At 57.2% G+C, this 19,997-nt stretch carries 19 protein-coding genes and 1 pseudogene; 11 read left to right on the top strand and 9 right to left on the bottom strand.

Annotated features, from left to right (window positions below; all coding sequences use genetic code 11):
* Positions 1-44 precede the first annotated feature (44 nt).
* From HX811_RS02990 to HX811_RS02955, 8 genes are read left to right on the top strand one after another with little or no spacing between them, the layout of a single operon-like run.
* Positions 45-2,819: a hypothetical protein gene (locus HX811_RS02990; protein WP_177044665.1), complete on the top strand. Its 2,775-nt coding sequence runs from the start codon at positions 45-47 to the stop codon at positions 2,817-2,819.
* A 9-nt stretch (positions 2,820-2,828) separates the two neighbouring features.
* On the top strand, positions 2,829-3,479 hold the full coding sequence (locus HX811_RS02985; protein ID WP_177044663.1) for a DUF2460 domain-containing protein: 651 nt from the start codon (positions 2,829-2,831) through the stop codon (positions 3,477-3,479).
* Entirely contained in the window at positions 3,476-4,336 is an 861-nt protein-coding gene (locus HX811_RS02980) for a DUF2163 domain-containing protein (protein WP_177044661.1), read from the top strand. The genes HX811_RS02985 and HX811_RS02980 overlap by 4 nt, the downstream gene beginning before the upstream one ends.
* A complete protein-coding gene (locus HX811_RS02975) occupies positions 4,333-4,794 on the top strand; it encodes an NlpC/P60 family protein (RefSeq protein WP_177044659.1) in 462 nt (153 codons plus the stop codon). Before HX811_RS02980 ends, HX811_RS02975 begins: the two co-directional genes overlap by 4 nt.
* The gene (locus tag HX811_RS02970) at positions 4,775-7,315 is read left to right on the top strand and encodes a phage tail protein (protein WP_177044657.1); all 2,541 of its coding nucleotides are present in this window, start codon (positions 4,775-4,777) and stop codon (positions 7,313-7,315) included. Before HX811_RS02975 ends, HX811_RS02970 begins: the two co-directional genes overlap by 20 nt.
* A gap of 12 nt (positions 7,316-7,327) precedes the next feature.
* Entirely contained in the window at positions 7,328-9,460 is a 2,133-nt protein-coding gene (locus tag HX811_RS02965) for an SGNH/GDSL hydrolase family protein (RefSeq protein WP_177044655.1), read from the top strand.
* Between the two features lie 60 nt (positions 9,461-9,520).
* Complete coding sequence (locus tag HX811_RS02960; protein ID WP_177044653.1) at positions 9,521-10,030, top strand: glycoside hydrolase family 104 protein; 510 nt, start codon at positions 9,521-9,523, stop codon at positions 10,028-10,030.
* Positions 10,027-10,545: a lysis system i-spanin subunit Rz gene (locus tag HX811_RS02955; RefSeq protein ID WP_177044651.1), complete on the top strand. Its 519-nt coding sequence runs from the start codon at positions 10,027-10,029 to the stop codon at positions 10,543-10,545. The genes HX811_RS02960 and HX811_RS02955 overlap by 4 nt, the downstream gene beginning before the upstream one ends.
* A gap of 1 nt (position 10,546) precedes the next feature.
* Here HX811_RS02955 and HX811_RS02950 read toward each other — a convergent pair whose 3' ends face one another.
* The 6 genes from HX811_RS02950 to HX811_RS02925 all read right to left on the bottom strand — a co-directional run bounded on the left by HX811_RS02950 (position 10,547) and on the right by HX811_RS02925 (position 13,955).
* Positions 10,547-10,924 carry a hypothetical protein gene (locus tag HX811_RS02950; RefSeq protein WP_177044649.1) on the bottom strand — a complete coding sequence of 126 codons (378 nt, stop codon included), beginning with the start codon at positions 10,922-10,924 and terminating at the stop codon, positions 10,547-10,549.
* Positions 10,925-11,009: 85 nt separating this feature from the next.
* On the bottom strand, positions 11,010-11,690 hold the full coding sequence (locus HX811_RS02945; RefSeq protein WP_177044647.1) for an SOS response-associated peptidase: 681 nt from the start codon (positions 11,688-11,690) through the stop codon (positions 11,010-11,012).
* A 28-nt stretch (positions 11,691-11,718) separates the two neighbouring features.
* Complete coding sequence (locus HX811_RS02940; protein WP_177044545.1) at positions 11,719-12,081, bottom strand: hypothetical protein; 363 nt, start codon at positions 12,079-12,081, stop codon at positions 11,719-11,721.
* 93 nt (positions 12,082-12,174) lie between these two features.
* Positions 12,175-12,384 carry a hypothetical protein gene (locus tag HX811_RS02935; protein ID WP_177044645.1) on the bottom strand — a complete coding sequence of 70 codons (210 nt, stop codon included), beginning with the start codon at positions 12,382-12,384 and terminating at the stop codon, positions 12,175-12,177.
* Between the two features lie 234 nt (positions 12,385-12,618).
* Positions 12,619-13,347, bottom strand: coding sequence for a hypothetical protein (locus HX811_RS02930; RefSeq protein ID WP_177044643.1), 729 nt, complete (start codon positions 13,345-13,347; stop codon positions 12,619-12,621).
* A 308-nt stretch (positions 13,348-13,655) separates the two neighbouring features.
* Positions 13,656-13,955, bottom strand: a complete 300-nt coding sequence (locus HX811_RS02925) for a hypothetical protein (protein WP_177044641.1) — start codon at positions 13,953-13,955, stop codon at positions 13,656-13,658.
* A 951-nt stretch (positions 13,956-14,906) separates the two neighbouring features.
* Here HX811_RS02925 and HX811_RS02920 point away from each other — a divergent pair.
* The 3 genes from HX811_RS02920 (at position 14,907) to HX811_RS02910 (ending at position 18,409) form a co-directional block, all read left to right on the top strand.
* Positions 14,907-17,009: a TonB-dependent siderophore receptor gene (locus HX811_RS02920; protein ID WP_256344366.1), complete on the top strand. Its 2,103-nt coding sequence runs from the start codon at positions 14,907-14,909 to the stop codon at positions 17,007-17,009.
* A gap of 69 nt (positions 17,010-17,078) precedes the next feature.
* A complete protein-coding gene (locus tag HX811_RS02915; protein WP_177044639.1) occupies positions 17,079-18,230 on the top strand; it encodes a PepSY domain-containing protein in 1,152 nt (383 codons plus the stop codon).
* On the top strand, positions 18,227-18,409 hold the full coding sequence (locus tag HX811_RS02910; RefSeq protein ID WP_177044637.1) for a hypothetical protein: 183 nt from the start codon (positions 18,227-18,229) through the stop codon (positions 18,407-18,409). The genes HX811_RS02915 and HX811_RS02910 overlap by 4 nt, the downstream gene beginning before the upstream one ends.
* A 25-nt stretch (positions 18,410-18,434) precedes the next feature.
* Here HX811_RS02910 and HX811_RS31910 read toward each other — a convergent pair.
* From HX811_RS31910 to HX811_RS02900, 3 genes and pseudogenes are all read right to left on the bottom strand, one after another.
* Positions 18,435-18,575, bottom strand: a pseudogene (locus HX811_RS31910) (DUF159 family protein); the annotation flags it as partial.
* Positions 18,576-18,603: 28 nt separating this feature from the next.
* Positions 18,604-18,942 (bottom strand): hypothetical protein, encoded by a 339-nt coding sequence (locus HX811_RS02905; RefSeq protein ID WP_008435088.1) that lies wholly within the window; start codon positions 18,940-18,942, stop codon positions 18,604-18,606.
* Positions 18,943-19,063: 121 nt separating this feature from the next.
* Positions 19,064-19,996: an alpha/beta fold hydrolase gene (locus tag HX811_RS02900; RefSeq protein ID WP_256344365.1), complete on the bottom strand. Its 933-nt coding sequence runs from the start codon at positions 19,994-19,996 to the stop codon at positions 19,064-19,066.
* Between the last annotated feature and the right edge of the window lies 1 nt (position 19,997).

The raw sequence follows: 19,997 nt of genomic DNA, 5'->3' as shown, positions 1-19,997 counted from the left end.
CGCTTCGGCGGGGTTTTTTATTACCTGCGATATGAGGCTCCGGCATGGATAGAAATATTGCGTACCAGTTCACTGCCGGCACTCAAGGCTTTGACCGCGCAATCGAAAGTATTGAGCGGAACATGCGTGATGCGCGAACGACCTTCAGTCGTGAACTGCGGGCCATCAACACCGAGATGGTGGGAAGCCAAACACAACTAAGCCGTTTTGGCCCAGCAGTAAATGATGCTTTAGGGGGCGTCAGTGCCATCATGCGAACTGGGCTTTCCAGCGTTGCTGCTGGCCTGATCGGCGTGTTTGCGCTGGGCGCTTTTAAGGTGAAGCAACTCGTCGGTGACAGTAAGGACGCAGCAATTCAACAGCAGGCCGCTTACCGTGGCCTTGAGGCTGTGGCCAACCACGCGGGTGTCGGTATCGGCCGTGCGATGGATGAAGCCAATAAGTTGGCCGCTGATGGGTTGATCAGCGTAGGTGACTCGGCAAAGGCGCTGCAAAACTTGTTAAGTCGAGGATACAGCGTTGATCAGGCTGTGGGAGTTATCACGCGGCTGAAAGATGCCGCAGCGTTTAACCGGCAGGCAAATCTCAGTCTTTCCGAGGCTGTAGTGACGGCTACCGAGGGTTTGAAGAACGAAAACTCGGTGCTGGTCGACAACGCCGGCGTTACAAAGAACGTTGCCAAAATGTGGGAGGAGTACGCCAAAAGTATCGGAACCACTCGTGACAAGTTGTCCGATTCCCAAAAGATCACGGCTGAATACAACGGGGTGATGAAAGAGACGGAAGCGCAGGTTGGTAACGCTGCAAAAGCTGCAGAGGGGTTGACCGGCAGTCAGGCGGAGCTCGACTCGAAAAGCAATGAACTTCAAGTCACCATCGGTACGATTTTGGAACCGGTCTTTGTCAGCCTGAACAAGCGGCTCGCCGAAACTGCAAGTTGGTTCAACAACCTGTTGAAAGGGATGTCAGGGGTTGGGGCGACTGTCGAAGAGGTCGCAGCAAACGTCGCTCGCTATGAGGCCATACTCAAGGACTTTAAGCCTGGCCCGCGCGGTAACGGTAGCAAGGCGCCGCTAGAAGCTGCATTAGTGGAAGAGCGCCTGCTGCTGGAAAACATGCAGTTGGTCTCCAACAAGATCGATGAGGTGGACGCGGGAATTAGCTCCCGTTCTGCACGCATTGAGGAACAAAGGCGAAAGGTTGCCCAGATGGCGGCCACTGGCAATACGGCTCTCTTCAAGCCGGCGCAGCAAGGTAGATCCAGCCCAACTCCCTACGGACTTGAAATTGCGCGGTTGACGAAGCTTGAAGCCGGCTATGCCGCCGCAATTGAGCATCGAAAAAAGGTCGAGGAGACGACAACACCACCGAAGAAAACTGATACCCCTGCTACAACGCCCGGCAAAGTAACCTCGCGAGTCAGCGAATGGTCCGAAGCGCTGGATGCGCAAAAGGTCGCGCATGCCCAGCAGCAGGCCGAGCAGGGCACGTTTCTCCAATTCTCGCAGCAGCAGGAAGCGGATTACTGGCAAGGGATCCTCAAGCGCACAGACCTGACGGCCAAGGAACGGCTGGGTGTGCAGCGCAATTACCTGACTGCGTTGGGGTCATTGCGTCGTCAGGATGAAGGCAAGGCATTCGCCGATCTGCAGGCCCAGGCGCAGCAATACCGCAACAACATGGACGCACGCTTGAACATCGCTCAGCAGGCGCTGGAGCGCAGCCGGCAGCTTTATGGCCAGGACAGTCAGGAATACCGCAGGGCCGCTTCTGAGGTGGTCGCCATCGAGCGGGAGAAACAGCAACAAATCACCAACATGAAGCAACAGGAATATGCCGCCGATAAGCAATCCCGGCTGACCGACGTTGCACATGCTGAACAGATGGCCCAACTGGACCTGCAGGCCAACCTGATCACTCAGGGGCAGTTGCTGCAATCTCAGGCAGAGTTCGAAAAACAGCGGTACGCGATCGAGGCTGAAGCTTTGGCGCAACGCAAGGCGCTGCTGGACCAGGATCCCGACCGCAACCCGGTTGCCCTGCAGCAGGTCCAGCAGCAGATCCTCGCTTTGGAGCAAACCCACCGCAACAGCTTGGCCGTGCTCAGCCGGCAGCAAACCATGGAATCCCAGAGCAACTGGACCGGGATGATGGGGAGTTTGCAGTCCAGCTGGTCGAGCGGGATGAACGGGATCCTCACCGGCACCATGAGTACTCAGGGGTTGCTGAAAGGGATTTTTGGCAGCGTCGGTACCGCATTTGTCGAAAACATGGTCACCAAGCCTTTGATGGCATGGGTGTTCGGTGAAACGGCAAAAACCGGAGCGACCGTAACCGGCGTCGGGTTGCGAACAGCAGCCGAGATCGGAGGCGCCGCGATGTCCGTGGCGGTCTGGGGTGCTGCCACCATCAGCAACATTATTTCCAGCGCTTACCAGGCTATCGCGGGTGCGTTTGCAGCAATGTCTGCAATCCCGATCATCGGGCCGGCGTTGGGCGTTGCTGCCGGGGTTGCAGCCGGTGCGTTCGTATTCGGCCTGATCAAGAACGTGGCCTCTGCTGAAGGCGGCTACGACATTCCAGCCGGGGTGAACCCAATGACCCAGCTCCACGAGCAGGAAATGGTTCTGCCCAAGCAGTACGCCAACGTGATTCGCCAGGCTGCAAACGGCGATGGCCAGTTGGGCGGCGGTGGCGGCGGTGGCTATCACTATCACGACAGCAGCGGCCGACTGACGCCGGCGGACATTCGGCGCAATGCACGGGTGTTTGCTCTCGAAATGCAGAAGCTGCAGCGCAACGGTGCCCTCAAGGCATAAGGAGAATTCATGCTGCTCGGGCCATTTTTTCCAGCGCGTTGGATTGCCGGTTTACCGGATCGCGGTGTTATGGCGGAGGATGTTTTGCCCTATATGCCCGGGCAAACGTTCCTCGCCAAAAAATCCCCGGCCTGGAGCACGGGGGTGCAAAAGTCAGCCAGCGGCCGGCGCCGTACCACCGCGTATTACCCGGCGCCTTTCTGGACGTTCCAGATCAACTACAACGCGGTACGCAAGCGTCCCGGCCTGGACGAATGGTCGCGGCTGGTGGCGTTCTTCAATCGCCGCAAAGGGCAGTTCGAGGACTTTCTGTATTTCGACAGGACCGATCACCAGGTGACCAAGCACCGCTTTGGCTTTGGCGACGGGGTTACCCGAACGTTTCAGCTGACGCGGGCCATTGAAGGGTGGGTCGAACCCGTTTACGGGGTGGTCAACATTGATCTGCTGACCGTCGCGGGAGTGTCTGTGACGGCCTACAACGTCGATGCCCTCGGCCAGGTCACCTTCGACCAAGTGCCCGCATTGGGCCAGGCGCTGGAATGGACTGGCGCCTTCTTTTTCCGCTGTGCATACGACTCAGATTCGCTCGACGGCGCTCAGCCGTTCGAGCGGATTTGGGAGATGAAAAACGTCTCTTTCACGAGCATCAAACCATGATCGATGTCAGTCCCGAGTTGAGACAGTTTCTGTCCACGGCCCGAAGCTTTGTGATGGCCGATCTGTACACCATCACCCTGGCGAGTGGCCAGGTACTGCGTTACACCGACGCCGGCGTGCAGTTGTTCGCTGACGGTGCGAACTACTCGGCGTCCGGGCCGCTGCTCAAACGCACCGGGATCCGCACAGTCCGAGGGGTTGAGGTCGATACCTTGAGCGTCACTCTCTACGCCGGCGTTGAGGACACTTTACTGGGGGAGCCGATTCTGGCCTTCATCGCCGGTGGTGGTTTCGATGGCGCGTCGTTGAGCCTGTCTCGGGCGTTTATGCCCGATTGGGCGGCGCCAGTGGTCGGTACGGTGTTGCGCTTCATTGGGCGGGTTGCCGAGGTTGATCCTGCTGATCGCGAGCAGGCGACGTTCTCGGTCAAATCACCGATGGAGCTGCTCGATACCAAGGTGCCTAAGGGGGTCTATCAGCCTGGGTGCCTGCGGACGGTTTACAGCGCCGATTGCGGCGTTAATCGCTCTCTGTTCGAAACTGCGGGTTCGGTGCTGGAGGCCGCGAGCGGTCTGCGCATTCGTACCGATATCGGCGCTGAAAACGGTTGGTTTGACCAAGGCGTGATCCGGTTCGTAAACGGCGGCAATGCCGGCGTTTCGCGCACTGTCCGTCGCCAGACGGCTGACGGTGCCGTCACGGTGATTCTCGGGCTGCCGGCTGAGCCACAGCCGGGGGATCAATTCCTGATTTATCCCGGTTGCCCGCGCACGCTGGACGTCTGCACCAACAAGTTCGGCAACCGCGGGCGTTATCGCGGCATGCCCTTTATCCCCGTGGCGGAGACCTCCGTATGACCGAGCTGGAGCTGCAGCAGCGCGAAGCTGTCATTGCCCAGGCGAGGCGCTGGCTCAGGACACCTTATCAGCACCGTCAGCACCTGCTGGGCGTTGGCGTGGACTGCGCCTGGCTGCTGATCGAGGTGTATCACGCCGTCGGCCTTCTCCCCTGGATCGATCCTGGCGCCTATGCCCAAGACTGGCATCTGCACCGCAGCAAGGAGCTGTACCTGAGCTGGCTGGAAGAGTACGGGCGCGAAGTCGAAACCCCGCAACCCGGAGACGTCGCCATCTGGAAGTTTGGCCGCACCTACAGCCATGGGGCAGTGATCATTGATGAACACCGCGTCATTCACGCCTTTTTAGATATTGGTGTGGAGGTGGCCGATATGCGCGAAGAGCGACTGGCCAGCAGGCCGGTGCGTTATTACACACTCAATAGTTTTGGAGGCAGTGATGGGGGGAGGGAGCAGTAGTTCAATTTCCAACAGCGCAACACGCATCAACGCGCTGCAGATCCAGAGCAGTGCCAGTGGCAAACCCATCGCCTGGATTGCCGGCCGCAACCGGATCAGTCCCAACCTGATCTACTACACCGACTTCGATGCGGTCGCAAAGACCACCAAGACCAAGACCGGCGGGAAGGGCGGCGGCGGGGCCACACAGAAAGACACCACCTATACCTACTATGCGGCGATCATCCTCGGTATCGGCCGGGGCCAGCTCAGCTCGGTGCGGCGGATCTTTCGTGACAAGGAGGTCTTTGCCGACAAGGTTGTCGATGGCGTCACGCAGTCAGCGCTGGCACAGATCGGATTCAGCTTTATGCCGGGCACTGCAGACCAGCCGGTCTGGGGTTACCTTGAGACAAAGCACCCGACCGAGGCGATCGCCTATTCGGACACGTCGTACGTTTACGCCGCGCGCTACCTGCTCAACGATAACGCCGGCGTGCAGAACCACACCTTTGAGGTTGATGGTCCCTACCAGGTGCCAGGCTTGCCCGACGCCAACCCGGGGCTCTTTCTGCCCGGGCTACTGCTGGATCCGCTGGACGGCATAGGCTTTGATCCGCGTTGGATTGATGACCTGAGCAGTTACCGGGATTACTGCCTGGCCGAGAACCTGTTGCTCAGCCCGGTATTGGATGAGCAGGCCCCGTGCAGCGAAGCCATCACGCGCTGGTTGCAACTGACCAACAGCGAGGTGATCTGGTCAGCCGGCAAAATGAAGGTGATCCCATTTGGTGATCAGGTGGTCACCGGTAACGGTGTGACCTGGTATCCGAATGTCACGCCCGTGGCGCACCTCACGGATGATGACTTTTTGACGGAAGAGGGCGAGCCACCGGTCCAGTTGAAGATCAAGAGCCAGGCCGACAGCTACAATGAAGTGTCGCTGGAGATCCTCGATCGCGATCACGAGTACAACACGGACGTGGTGCGCGCACCGGATCAGGCTGCCATCGAGCAGTTCGGGTCCAAGCCGATGGACACCATCAAGGCGTACGAGATCTGCAATACGGCCATTGCGTCGCACTCGGCGCAGCTGCTGGTGCAGCGCAAGCTGTATATCCGCAACGAATACCATTTTTCCCTCGGCTGGCAGCATGTGCTGCTTGAGCCGATGGATCTGGTCACGATCACCGAGCCGGCGTTGAAGCTTGACCGCCGCCTGGTCCGCTTGATCTCGGTCGAGGAAGATGAAGACGGCAAGCTCGCGGTTGTGGCCGAGGATGCGTTGCTGGGGACGGGCAGCGCACCAAATTATCCAGTGCAGAGCAAGACCGGTTACCAAGGCAATCAGAACGCTGCACCTGGGCCAGTGCTGCCGCCGATTATCTTCAACCCACCAGAAAGCCTACTGTTGCCGGGGGAGACTCAGGTATGGGGTGCGGTCGCCGGCGCCGGTGAGGCGTGGGGCGGCTGTGATATCTGGATCAGCGCCGACGGTGACAGCTATCGAATGGTTGAGACCGTTTATGGTCGCTCCCGTATCGGCCGGCTCACAGCGCCGTTACCGCCTGGTGGGGATCCGGATACGGTCAACACCTTGTCGGTAAAGCTTTCGGTTGCCGATCAATTGACGGCGGCGACCACCGCTGAGGCCGATAGCGGTGCCACCTTGTGTTGGATCGATGGCGAGTTGATCAGCTATCGGGACGCTGCCCTCACGGGGCCGGGCGCCTATAACTTGCAGTACTTGCGTCGTGGCCGCCTTGGGTCGTCTGTCTCCAATCATCCGGTGGACGCTCAGTTTGTGCGACTTGATGACGCGATCTGGAAGTACAGCTACACCGCGGATCAAATCGGAAAAACGGTGTGGGTGAAGTTCCGCTCATTCAACGTGTTCGGCCGTGCCTCAGAGGACTTAGCCGATGTGACCCCCTACAGCATCACATTGTCGCCAGTGCGAGTCGTGCCGGGCGCTGCCCAAGGGTTGCAGTTGGTGGGGGCCTTTGAGGCGCCTTACTTCACCGTTGGTTGGACTGCAGGGGCGCACGCGGCAGATCGCCTGGTTAGGATCCGCAACGCTGGCACGAACGCCCTGTTGCGTGAAGTGGCCACTACCAGCACAACCTTCACTTACCAATTGGCTGACGCCATGGTCGACGCTCCATTGGTTCGCAGCTATCGAGTGGAAGTGGTTGAGCGAAACGCTGCGGGTAGCGCACCTGTCGCGGCATTGGTGGTGGTAAATACCGCGCCGCCGGCAGTCACGGGCACCGCCGCGACGGTAAGCGGCACCACTGCAAACGTCAGTTGCAGTGCCAGCACTGCGCCGGACACGGCGGGCTACATGTTCGTGTACGCGACTACGGCCGGGTTTGACCCGACGATCACCGGCACCATTGGTTATCAGGGTGCTTCGGTCGCCGGGCAAATCACCGGGCTTGCCCCCGGAACAAGGTACTACGTACGAGCAGCTGCGTTCGATACCTGGAGCAGCGTCCGCTCGCAGCTCAATTTCGCTCCCGCCATCACCTTTACCACCTAACAGAGAGCCACTATGCAACCTATTCAGTTCTTCGCTGCAAGAGCCGAAGACGGTGCCCTGTTGCCTGGCGCTACTGTGGACGTCTTTGTCCACGGTACCCAGCAACGAGCAGTCTTGTTTTCGGACTCGGCAGGTAATGTGCCTCTCGGCAACCCTGCTTATGCCGATGCAAGCGCCAGGGTGCTGTTCTACTCATCGACGGATCGCATTGATATTCGCTTGAGCCGTTATGGCTACGTCGCGCCGTTGTTGGTCGATATTTCGACGGTCGACGTGGCCACGGCGGTGGAGCAGGTCAGGGCCGAAATTCAGCGGGCCATAGATGAGGCCGGTGAGTCGATGGATCAGATGGAGCGGGAGTTTGCTGAATTCCTGCTCAAGTCTGGATTTGAGTCCATTTATCTGGCCTACGGTGCGGGAGTCGTTGTCCAGCGAGCAACTCAGCTGGTCCAGCGCAATGGCGAGCTTTACCGCGTCATCAACCAATCGGCCTTGCCGTTAACGTTGACCGGCACCTGGGCCACCGATGCCCCCAAACTGTTCGCTGTAGGCGATGCCGGCCTTCGGGGTGCGCTCTACAGCAGCGCCGGTACTACTTACATCAAACGTGGTGCCGTTGAGCTGGAGCAAAGCCTGGTCCAGATTGAAAGCTCGGTCAGCGTTGTTTCAAGCCGGGCTGAGGTGGGGGTATTGGGTGACAGACTGATGCGCCTGCGTGTTCGTGCTGCCACTTTTGATGATGCATCGATTATCTTCCTGGGCGACTCCAACATGCATGGCGCTGCCTCATTGGACGCCTACCGCAACAGCCATGTGAACCTGCTCAAGCGCATGATCAATGCCGACCTCGGGTTGATGAGTTACGGCTTCACTCCCCTGATGTCCATGGGCATCGGAACGCCTACTGCGACTCAGGACGTGCATGACATAGCCTTCACCCGGGTTGACGCTGCAGCGCATAGCTGGAGTCCAAGGGAGGGCGCTACGGGTTCATACGTAGTGCAGGGGCTGTCTTGGGTATCGCAACAAGCGGGTAACATCCTGAGTAGCACTATCCCGACCTTCCAGCGAAAGGTCTGGGTCTGGTACATCGGCAACCCTGGCGGCGGTACCTTTGACGTGAAAATCAATGGAGTGGTAGCGGCCAGCGTGAACACGGCGGCTGCGTCCGTGACGCTGATGAATGTCCAGGTGGTCGAGATCACTGACAACGGCATGGGCCAGTGCAAAATTGAATGTGTCACCACCAGTGCCGGAAAGGTCGAGCTGTGCGGCTTCAGCTATAACGCCTACGTCAACTCGCTGACCGTCAATAACTTTTCAAACTCCGGCCGGCGTCTGCGTTGGTTAGATGAGCTTGCGATCAATGCGATGCTGATGCGCTGCTCCTGCCTGGTGATGGGGCTGGGCTTGAATGACATGGGAGACAACAAAACAAATCCTGAGTACTTCGCGGCATTCAAGCAGCGGATCGATTGGCTGATTCTTTACGCGAAGTTTTACGAAGTGCCGGTGGTCGTTCCCGATTATCTCTGGTCGGCTGACGGTGCAGATATTACCCGCCGCGAGCTGCAGCGGCTGGCAAAGGAAACGGGTGGCGTGTACATCCCGTTCCCTGACATGTTTCAAAAGTCGGGCTTACCGACGACGGATGATTACCGCGTGAACACGCTTAAGTTGTTTTCGGATGGCTATCACTGGAACGTCGCCGGCCACAAGTACGCGGCAGAGTCGATCGCGAAGTGGATGGGGCTTTCGTGCACGTCCAAAAAAATCGCACTCGATCAGTATGACTGGTGGTACCCAATCCGTTTTGGCAGTACCGGTGTGACCAACATCGGCACTAACTCAGACACGGTGAGCGCTGTTCGAAACGCGGGAAGCAACCGCGCTGATTTGAGGATGTCGGTTTCTGGGATCACCCTCAATACCCAGCGAACGCTTTGGGCGGGCTGGCCAAGCCGAGCAGGCATTTTGCAGGCCTACTCGATGACGAATCAGCTCATGCCGAAAACAGACGGCACATCACGCGGGACGTACGTCGTGCTAGCAGGAGGGGCGGCTACCGCAAACCCCAACTCCTTTAACGACGTTTCACAGCACACCGTATTCATGAGCTTCCCGACTTCGGACCATGGTGCATAGGGTCACATCTGAAAAATCTGCCCGCCGCTGAGCGGGCTTTTTATTGCCAGGAGAAAAGTAATGGCTCGACTTTCTGAAGCGCTCGCCGGCGGCCGTAATGCGCTGGCGTTCCTCGATATGCTCGCCTGGTCCGAGGGCACCAGCACCTCGCGGGCCACCGCCATGGATGGCTACGACGTGATCGTGACCGGCATCGACAAGAAACCAGAGATATTCAAGGACTTTATGGATCATCCCTTTGCCAAGGGCCGAGCGTCAAAGGTCATCAACAGTAAGGGGCTCACGTCCAATGCATCTGGCCGATATCAGCAAATGCTGAGGGACTGGCCGCACTACAGGGCGCAGCTCAAGCTGCCTGACTTCAGCCCGATCAGTCAGGACCTGCTGGCGTTGCAGCATATCCGCGAGTGCCGGGCATTGCCGGACGTAATTGCCGGCCGGATCGAGACGGCTATCGCGAAGTGCCGGAACATCTGGGCGAGCCTGCCCGGCGCCGGGTATGGGCAGCGCGAGCATCGTCTTGAGGATCTGCTGAAACAGTACCGTCTGGCTGGAGGGACTATGTCGTGACGCCCTTGCAGAAGTTGGCCAGCCTAGACGCGCTGGTCCTGCTGGCCATGGCCGTGAGCTTTGGCGCCGCGTGGCAAGTGCAAGACTGGCGGCTGGGCAAAGTACTGGCAGAGCAGAGCGGCCAGTTCCAGACGGACCTTGGCGCGATCGGCAATGCGGCCGCAGCCCAGGTCCGGGCCGACCAGGACAAGCGCTTGGCCATCGAGCAACAGTTGGCCACCTCCGATCAAAAACACACCAAGGAATTATTCGATGCCCAGCGCCACCAGGCTCTGCTGCGTGACCGCCTTGCTACTGCTGATGTGCGGCTGTCAGTCCTTCTCGACGCCACGGATTCAGCCAGTGGCTGCAACGTGCCTGCCACCCCCGGCGCCGTCGGCGTGGTTCATGCAACCCGTCGAGTCCAACTTGACCCAGCGCATGCGCAACGAATTATCGACGTCACCGACGCCGGCGACCAAGGATTGATCGCGCTGCGGGCGTGCCAGGCGTATGTCAGGGATATTGCGCGCTAACCTACTCAGCGCGGGAATATCTGGCCAAGTCGTGATCCTCGCCTTTGGTCTGGGTGTAGGTTTCACCGAGATTAGATATTCGGTTTATTGAAGGGCTTGTGAGCCTAGAACTGATATTGAAATACGGGTATCGGCCGCGAATGTCGGGATGGAGATGCGCTGCAACTTCAACGTCTGAACTGGACACATATCTGCCAGCCCAGCGCTGAATTAGATGCTTCAGATCAAAGGGTTTTTTTTGTATACCCTTCGTTTTTGTTTGTGCGTCGAGCCACTCATAGGCAAAGCGTATGCAGTCGCGGTGTTCCGGCTGATTGCTCTCACCTGGTGTCGATGGTGCTGCTTTAATTGCGTCGTCGATCTGCTTGTCACTAAGCATTGTGCTGCTCTCCCTGCTTCAAGTGTGCTCAAAAGGCTATCATGCCAGACCTAAGTCAAGGGCGATAAAGTGCTGCGATTTCACTTTAAGTCATCGGCGTTATAAGTTCTGGCCCTTTGTTCCGCACGTTGCCCACGGCGGCATTGACCTTGAACCATTCGAAGGCCTCGGCCGGCTCGCCCTGGTGCAACACCATCTGCTCGGCGCGCTCCTTGGGGGTGGCCGGGTCCAGCCATTCCCGGGCAAGGTCCGGCGGCAGCACCACCGGCCGCCGGTCGTGGATGTCCACCATCCCGCCGGCGCTGTCCGCGGTGATGATCACGAAGCCGTCATGCTCGCCCGGGCCTTCATCGCTGTCAGGCAGCTGGCCAATGGCGGCGCACAGGACCGGCGCGCCATCCCGCCGGCGGATTAGGTAGGGCTGCTTCTTCGGGCCGCCTTCGTCCACCCATTCAAACCAGTTGTCGATCGGCGTGATTGCCCGGTGCGGCCAGATCGCGCGGAAGAACGGGCTGTGGGCCACCTTCTCGACACGGGCATTAATCGGCGCGGCGCGATCTTTGGCCCAGTGCGGTCGCCATCCCCAGCGCACCAGGTCGGCATGCAGCAGATCGCCCTGCAGGTGGAGCAGGGCGACTTGGATTGTCGGGGCGACGTTGTAGCGCTCGATCGGCAATTCACCAACGGAGTTCGCCAGGGCATTGGGCATGCTCAACGCCGCAACGAAGTCGTGAATACCGCTGTACTGTGAAAGTCTTCCGCACATGATCAAAACCTCCGAGGCTCAACTCAGGTTAGTTGCTGATCGTGGTTTGCCCCATACGGATCTGACGTAGCAGTTCCTGATTCTGGTGGAGAACGATATCCCGCTGGTTTTTGACGACCATCAGGCTCCGAATTTGGCTATCAAGCTCTGACACTTTGCTGTTTAGCTCGGCTACCTCGGACTGGGCCTTCCTGAGCTTGAGCTCAGTTGCGGCCTTATCGCGTAGAGCATCAGCTTGCATCTGGATCAGCCCCTGAATGTCCTGTCGGGCTTTTCGCAATTGCAGGCTCTGCTCTTGGTACTCGTTCTCCAGCATGAGTGCGTGCTGTCTGCACATTTCCAGAGGCGTGGGGCTGCCAAGCCACCAGTCGGTGTCTTCGTCGATGTTCATGGTTGAGTATTCCGAATGCTGTATGTGCATACAGTATTCGAGATCTCGCGAAGCGGAAGGCTTGAGGCGACGAAATGCAGGATTACCCGACGATCAGTCAGGTGCCATGAGGACCGCCAGGGTCAGCTTGATGAACTCTTCATTCTCGTCGATGGTGTGCAAAGCGCCGCGCACGTTCTCGGCTACATCGGCGGAACCACGCTGCTCGACCCAGTTAGATAGCTCCATGATGGAAGCCTCAAGGGCCAACTGGTTTTCGTACAGCTTGGAGAGCAGGGAAGGGAGCAGGTCTGAATTGGGCATCTGTGTTCCTCTGGTGGAGTGAACAGCGTATCAGTTGGTTGAATCGGGATGATTGATTTAGGCCTGCAGAACCCAGGGGAGGGTATTGGTTTACGCCGCCCGTAGAGCCCAACTTGACCAGCGCATGCTCAACGAGTTCTTGCCATCACTGGAGAGTGCAATGAAGGACTGATCGCGCATGGCATGCCAAGCGTTCGTTGAAAATATTATCACCCAATAAATGATGTTGAAGGCCTAGCTTTTATTCGAAAATGTAACGTGGTCCCCGGCTTTGGATATGTGCAACCCAATCGGTATTTTGTTTATCTCCGTCTCCCAAAGAGCTTTGCTTCTTTTCTGCAACATTGATTTTATTATCCTTAAGAAACTTTCTGTAAGGTCAATGAATGCCTCTATGTTATTTACTAGTGGCATGACAGAGTGATGTACGTGATGAACGTAAGTTAGGCTGTGTGAGTGTGTGAGGTCGATTAGGATTACGGTTTTAGCAAGCTCGAAGTCATTAACTCCGCCATGTGCGATAAAGTTGTGACGTAGGTCTATTATTTTTTCATGGAGAATGTACGCGTCGGAGCTTAACTCGCTTTTAATTTTTTCGCTGTTAATGAATGGTGCTAATCCCTTTCCTTGTGTGAAGTACTTCGCATAGGTAATTATGCTTGAGTTTATGAGGCTGGTGAGTATTAGTTGGTCTGGATTGCTGGTCGTGAACTGAAAGTAATCTATGTTAGGGTTGGTGCTGGGCTCCATGAGTGGAAGGGTTAGTGTTAGCTTAAGTGTTGCAAGTACTATCTCTAGATCTTTTATGATGAGCTGTAGTCCTGCGCATTGCTTTCCTAGGCTTGTATCGAAAGCATACGATTTGATAGGGTGTTTGTCTTTGAAGTATCGCACCTTAACTATATTGTGCTCGTGTGATATTTCCTTTTCGAATGTGATGTTTGGTTCGTTAGGTTGGCTCATGCTTATCTCCTCTAGCTTGCTTTTTGGTGTTGTTGTACGGGGGCGATCCTAAATTGGGTTGCTAAGGGTTGCGTACTTATAAGTTTTATCCCTGCATGGCTCCTATCATTTTTCGCTAGCCTTCTGTGCAATGTTCAAAACTCATTGAGGAGTGCTTTAATGTTTGGCAGTGTCGTGCGAGTTTGCTCTAGATATCATATAAAATCAGTAAAAGTAAAAATCTACGCTAGCTGCAAAAGTATTTTGTACATCTCATTCATATCTTAGTTCGTGCAGTGGCCTGACTGGAAAATTTCTCACTCCGACGGTTATGGTTTATTTCGCCGCAGCTTATTTTTATGGTGGGGGGGGGAGATTTCATCAAGAATGTCTTTGCGGGTATGGCCTTTGCGAAGCAAGCTAGCAGCAAGCCGGGTTTCGGCAAGCGTCAAAGGCCTACCGAGCTTTTTTGCCAACCACCCGATTAGGGCCTGAAAGTTTATACCGTGTATGAAGTCTTCTACCGAAATGAAGGAAAACTGCACCCATAGTGCTAACTCACGATCAGTAAGTCTTCTTCCGATTTGGCCCTCAAGTTCCTGAATTTTCTCAAGCGTTACCTGGGTCATAGCTCATTCTCCATATGATAAGGGTTGCCAATTATAGTCTTTGTGATCATGAGCCGAAACGAAAATTAGGGCTGGAAATGAGATCGCAGTTTTCTAGGTAGAATTTGTTGCGGCTCAACGGGACAGCTCTGTGGGCGCTGCAAAAATCCGTTCCGCAACTCTATAAGCACGCGGTAGCCGGTCTGCGTCCTAGAGGGGGCAAGATCATAGGTACTGCGGAACATATTTTTATTCAAGCCTTTGATAAATAAGGAATTTATCATGGATTGCAAATCCGCCTACGCCGGTTCGATTCCGACCTCGGCCTCCACTCTTAAAAACCCCGTAGATTAACGTCTACGGGGTTTTTTTATTGAGCTCGAAAAAAGAGCCGCCCCCGGATCTTTTCTATTTTGCCGTTTAGCGATAGCTCCAACGCAGGCATCAATCTTCTTTTCGGTCTTCGGCCGGAGTTCATGAATTGACCCCGGCGATTCCTTCCACGACTACGGTACTAGCGCCCTGGCTCCCCAGCCAATCTCGGTCAGACGCTGTTCCTGAACCTTCTTTCTGAGGCATGTGAATACCCTTGTGCCCATAAAAAAGGAGTGTGCGGATGGGTTCTTACAGGAGTGAGGTTGCTGACAGGCCTTCGCGCTTCATCCGCTTCAGCTCCCGACGAATCTACTGGGTAGTACATGGCTCGATGTGGAGTCGGAGCCACTCGGTGCAGAATCAGTCGCCCTCATTCAATCTCGCGGCCTGAGCCGCGGCCGAAATCTTCTCAACGGCGAATCTTCAGTGTTCCGCGCCTTCCCATTTTCAAACGACAAATGTAGCCAAATGTACTCGACAGTAAATGTTTCGAAATGTGAAAAAAATGTCCGACATAACTTGGTAATTGAGTTAGATTCCTATTAGCATTCTCGAAATGTTAACGCGCTTGACCCACTCGTCGTAGGAATCCTCGTTTTGAAACATCACTTTTCTGCCAGTCTGTTGCTTGCTGGCGCTTGCAGCGCTGCGTCCCTCGTTCACGCCACCGAAGACTTGACGTTGCCGACTACCCAGATCGAAGCGAGTAGTGAACCTATTGACGGTCCAACCGTGGGCTACAAAAGCAACCCGTCGTCCAGCACTACCCGTCTGGGCTTGACGGACAAGGAAACCCCGCAGGCCGTGACCACCATCACTCGGCAAGCCCTGGATGACTTCAAGATTACGGGCATCAAGGATGCGCTGCGTGCTGCGCCCTCGGTGACCGTGGAGCAAACCGAAACCGATCGTACGGAATTCACCTCGCGCGGCTTCGATATCAACAATTTTCAATACGATGGCGTGGGCATGCCCTTCGTGGGAACCGTATTGGTCGGTGATCAGGACTTGGCCGAGTTCGAGCAGATCGACATCCTGCATGGCGCCAATGGTTTGATGAGCGGGGCTGGCAACCCGTCGGCCACGGTCAATTTCGTACGCAAACGTCCGACCGAGACCTTCCAGGCGCAAATCGATACCAGCGTCAGCTCATGGGATGGCCGTCGTGTGGACGTGGACGTTTCCGGGCCGTTGACGGATACCGGCAACGTACGCGGCCGCTTCATTTACTCCCACGACAAGGGCAACTCGTGGATGGATCGATACAGCCATGAGCGCAACGTCGCTGCCGGGTTGTTGGCGTTCGATGTGTCCGATGCCGACACCGTAACCGTGGGTTTCTCCCAGCACGACAGCAATTCAAACGGCAGCACCTGGGGTAACTTGCCGTTGGTGGATAACGATGGCAACGCCATTCACTATGGCAGCCGCAGCTCCAGCATCGGCCAGCCATGGACCTATTGGAACCTGCGTACCCAGCGCACATTCGCTGAGCTCAAGCATGATTTTGGCAACGGCTGGAACGCTACGGTCACCGCCACGGGCATCACCGAAAAGCAAGACACCAACATGATGTATGTCGCCGGGGTCAGCGGTGATGACGCCTCAGTGTTTGCCGCCAATACCACCAGCGAGGCTCATCAGTTGCTGGGCGAGGCCAAGGTCTCCGGCCCGTTCAGCCTGTTTGGCCGAGAGCATGAGTTGACCCTCGGTGCCGCCTATGGCCGCACCCATCAGAAGGCCCGGGAATACGATGCGGCTGCAGATGGCTACTACGACGTTTCATTCTCGGATGTGCTGGCGGGCAATCTGGCGCATCCGTCGTTCCTGTTTACCAGCGACGCCAATACCCAGAATTTCACGGACACTCAGAAAAGCGTGTACGCCGGTGCCCGATTCAGTCTGGCCGATGATCTTCACTGGATCGCCGGCGCGCGGATGATCAGCCTGGACGCTTCCGGCGACAGCTATGGTTCCGACTACTACACCCGCGCACATGGCAAGGTGACGCCTTACACCGGCCTGGTCTACGACCTGGACAAGCAGTGGAGCGTGTATGGCAGCTGGACGAAAATCTACAGCGCTCAGTACAACCTGGGCAGGGACGGCAAACTGCTTGCTCCGCTTGAAGGCAAAAGCATGGAAGCCGGTGTGAAGGGCAGCTTGCTGGATGACCGCCTCAACGTCACCGCCGCGGCGTTCAAGACCGAACAGCAGAATGTCGCGGAGTATGTCGGCCTGGTGGGTGGCCGGTCCGTTTACGACCCCATGGATTACAAGAGTCACGGAGTAGAGCTGCAAGCCTCTGGCGAAGCGCTACCCGGCCTGGACGTGCTCGCCGGGTATACCTACGTGCGCATCGACAACGACGATGGCGACAAGGCCCGTAAGTATGTGCCAACTCATAGCGTGCGCGGCATGCTCACCTATCGCTTGCCAAGTTTGCCCCAAGCCAAGATCGGTACACGGGTAAGCTGGCAGAGTGCAGTGGAAAACGACACGAACAGTGCCATCCACCAGAACGCCTACGCGTTGCTCGATTTCATGGCCAGCTATGACATCGACAGCAACTGGAGCACGTCGCTGAACCTGAACAACGTCACCGATCGCAAATACCTGCTATCGCTGTACAACAGTGCCACGACCGCCAGCTACGGCGCCCCGCGTAATCTGGTAGCGTCTGTTACCTGGAAATACTGATACCGCCTGGGGGCTCGCTGTGCCCCGTGACGCGCGGCGAGCCTGGCGCTTTAAGGAAAACCACCGAGCATGACTGCACGCACCTTGCGTATCTGGTTTCTGGTCCACAAATGGACCAGCCTGATCGCTACCGTTTTCCTGTTGTTGCTGTGCCTGACGGGGCTGCCACTGATCTTTCATGAAGAGATTGAGCACTACTTCGAGCCGCCGCCGCCCCTGCGCCCGCTGACCGCCGATACACCACCAATCGACTACGACACCGTCATTGCCAGTGCATTGGTGGCGCAGCCGGGGGAGGTCGTGCGTTTTGTCGGTTTCGATCCGGAAAGTCCGCTCGGTACGGTGTACACGGCAACGAGCATTATGCCGCCACCGATCGAGGGGCATTCGCAGTCGTTCGATACACGCACTGGCGAGTTATTTCCTGCGGTACCGCCAGACGATGGGTTCATGAACCTTATGTTGCGCCTGCATACCGATTTATTCATGGGGTTGCCCGGTTATCTGTTTCTCGGTTTCATGGGGCTGCTGTTGGTCGCGGCGCTGGTGTCCGGCGTGGTGGTGTACACACCGTTCATGCGCAAGCTGGACTTCGCCACCGTGCGCAACGGGCGCAGTTCACGCTTGAAGTGGCTGGACCTGCATAACGTGCTCGGCATCGTCACCCTCGCCTGGGTGTTGGTGGTGGGGCTGACAGGCGTGATCAATACGCTGGCATTGCCCATTTTCGACTTTTGGCAGAGTGACCAGTTGGCGCAGATGACCGCGCCCTACAAGGATGCGCCGCCGCTGGAGCGCCTCGGGTCGTTGCAAAAAGCGCTGGATACCGCGCGTAAGGCGGCGCCAGGCATGGAGCCCAGCTTCATCGCCTTTCCCGGTACTCAGTTCAGCAGCCAGCACCATTACGCAGTGTTCATGCGCGGCACCACGCCGCTCACTGCGCGATTGCTCAAGCCGGCCCTGGTGGATGCGAGTACCGGCGAGCTGACCGACATGCGTGAGATGCCGTTGTACGTGAAAACCTTGCTGGTTTCGCAGCCGCTGCATTTTGGTGATTACGGTGGTGTGCCGCTGAAGATCATCTGGACGCTGCTCGATCTCATCAGCATCGTCATCCTCGGCAGTGGGCTCTACCTGTGGCTGAGCCGTCGCAAGGTACCGTTGCAAAAACGCTTGGATGAATTGCATGCCAGCGGGCCGGAAATGGGGGGCCGATCATGAGGCGCGGACTGTGGATGATCTTTCGCTGGCCGCTGTTGCTCTTTGTTCTAAGCCTGTTCGGATTGCTCTCGGCGCTGATTGGTGACGGCGTCTATGACCTGCTTTCATGGCTCAGCCTGGGGGTGCCGTTGGGGCTGGTCGGGGTGGTTTGGCTGCGTTTTCGTTCAGCCAAACGATGATTGGCGCGATCCTCCGCGCCGTCATCAACAGCGTCAGCTTCCACTCGGTTGCAGGTCGATTTTCTCCCAGCGGCAACTCACCCACGGAGTTCGCCAGGGCATTGGGCATGCTCAGCGCCGCGACGAAGTCGTGAATGCCGCTGTACTGGGAAAGTCTTCCGCACATGGCCAAGCCCTCAACCTGAAACCTGAGCTTAGACGATGGTTTTCGGGTGAGACATCAGTTCGTTCAGCACACTGCGCAGCCTCTCGGCCTCGCGCGTGCTGAGTCGATCTGAAGTGGTGAGGTTGGCGATCTGCTTCCTCATCGCTGCAGCTTCGGCACCGCGCAGCCTGAGGTATCCGGCAAACTCTTCGTTCTTTGCCTGTGCTTCTGTCAGCATCGCGACCAGGCCGAAGATATCCGCCCGGGCCTTGCGCAGTTGCAGGTTCAGTTCCTGGATCTCGTTCTCGAGCAGCCGGGCATGTTGTTTGTGCATTTCGAGAGGCGTGGGGATGCCAAGCCACCCGCAGGTGTCTTCGTCGATATTCATAGGAGGTATTTCGAGTGCTGTATGTGTATACAGTATTCGAGATTGGGTGAAGTGGAATGCTTGAGGCGACGAACTGCAGGGTTACCCGACGATCAGTCGGGCGCGGGCCTCCCACTCTTTACTATTTACCGGCGGTGATACGCGCCATGAACTGACGCGTCAGGCTGGCAATCTGTTCGGTCTTTTCATCCAGTGCGAAATGCCCCGCGTCCAGAATATGAACCTCGGCACCCGGCACATCATCCTTGTAGCGCATCGCCCCCGGCAGAATGAACGACGGGTCGTATTTCCCCCACATGACCAGCATGGGCGGCTGATTGTCTTTCAACCACTGCTGCCATTTTGGGTAAGAGGCGACGTTGTTCTGGTAGTCCAGCAACAACGCCGACTGTATCGCCCGCTGGCCCGGACGGGATAAGGCGGCAAACTCGTCCTCCCAGGCATCAGGGTTGTAACGCTCGGGATGAGGGCTGGTGCCCAGGTGGCGCTGCTTCGTGCCTTCGTACCCCGTGAACCCATCGACTTGTTCGGGATGTTCGGCGGGAGCCTTCCAGTACTTGGCGATGTTCGCCCATTTGGCACCCAGGCCTTCGTCATAGGCATTGGCGTTCTGGATGATGATGCCGTGCAGTTTTTGCGGCGCGTTGAGGATCATCCGAAAGCCTACCGGGCCGCCGTAGTCCTGCATAAACAGGGTGTATTCATGGATCTGCAATTGCGTGAGCAGCTTGCTCATGGTGTCGGCCAGATGGTCAAACGTGTAGGTGTAGGTCGCGGCCGAGGGCGCGTCGCTTCTGCCGAACCCGGGGTAGTCGGGTGCGATCACGTGATACCGGTCAGCAAGCAGCGGGATCAGCGAATCCCACATGCGCGAAGACGAAGGGTAGCCATGGAGCAGCACCAGGGTCGGCGCGTCCCTGGGGCCGGCCTCGCGATAAAAAACCCTCACGCCGTCCACGCTGGACCAATGATAGCCAGTGGACTCGCTGGTATAGGGGATGGAGGGCACCGGTTCGCTGGCGTGTGCCGGTGCGGTCATCGAAAGAGTGGTCATA

It is taken from the genome of Pseudomonas sp. F8002, from assembly GCF_013385495.1.
GTDB lineage: Bacteria > Pseudomonadota > Gammaproteobacteria > Pseudomonadales > Pseudomonadaceae > Aquipseudomonas.
This window is presented reverse-complemented; position numbering and strand designations above follow the sequence as displayed.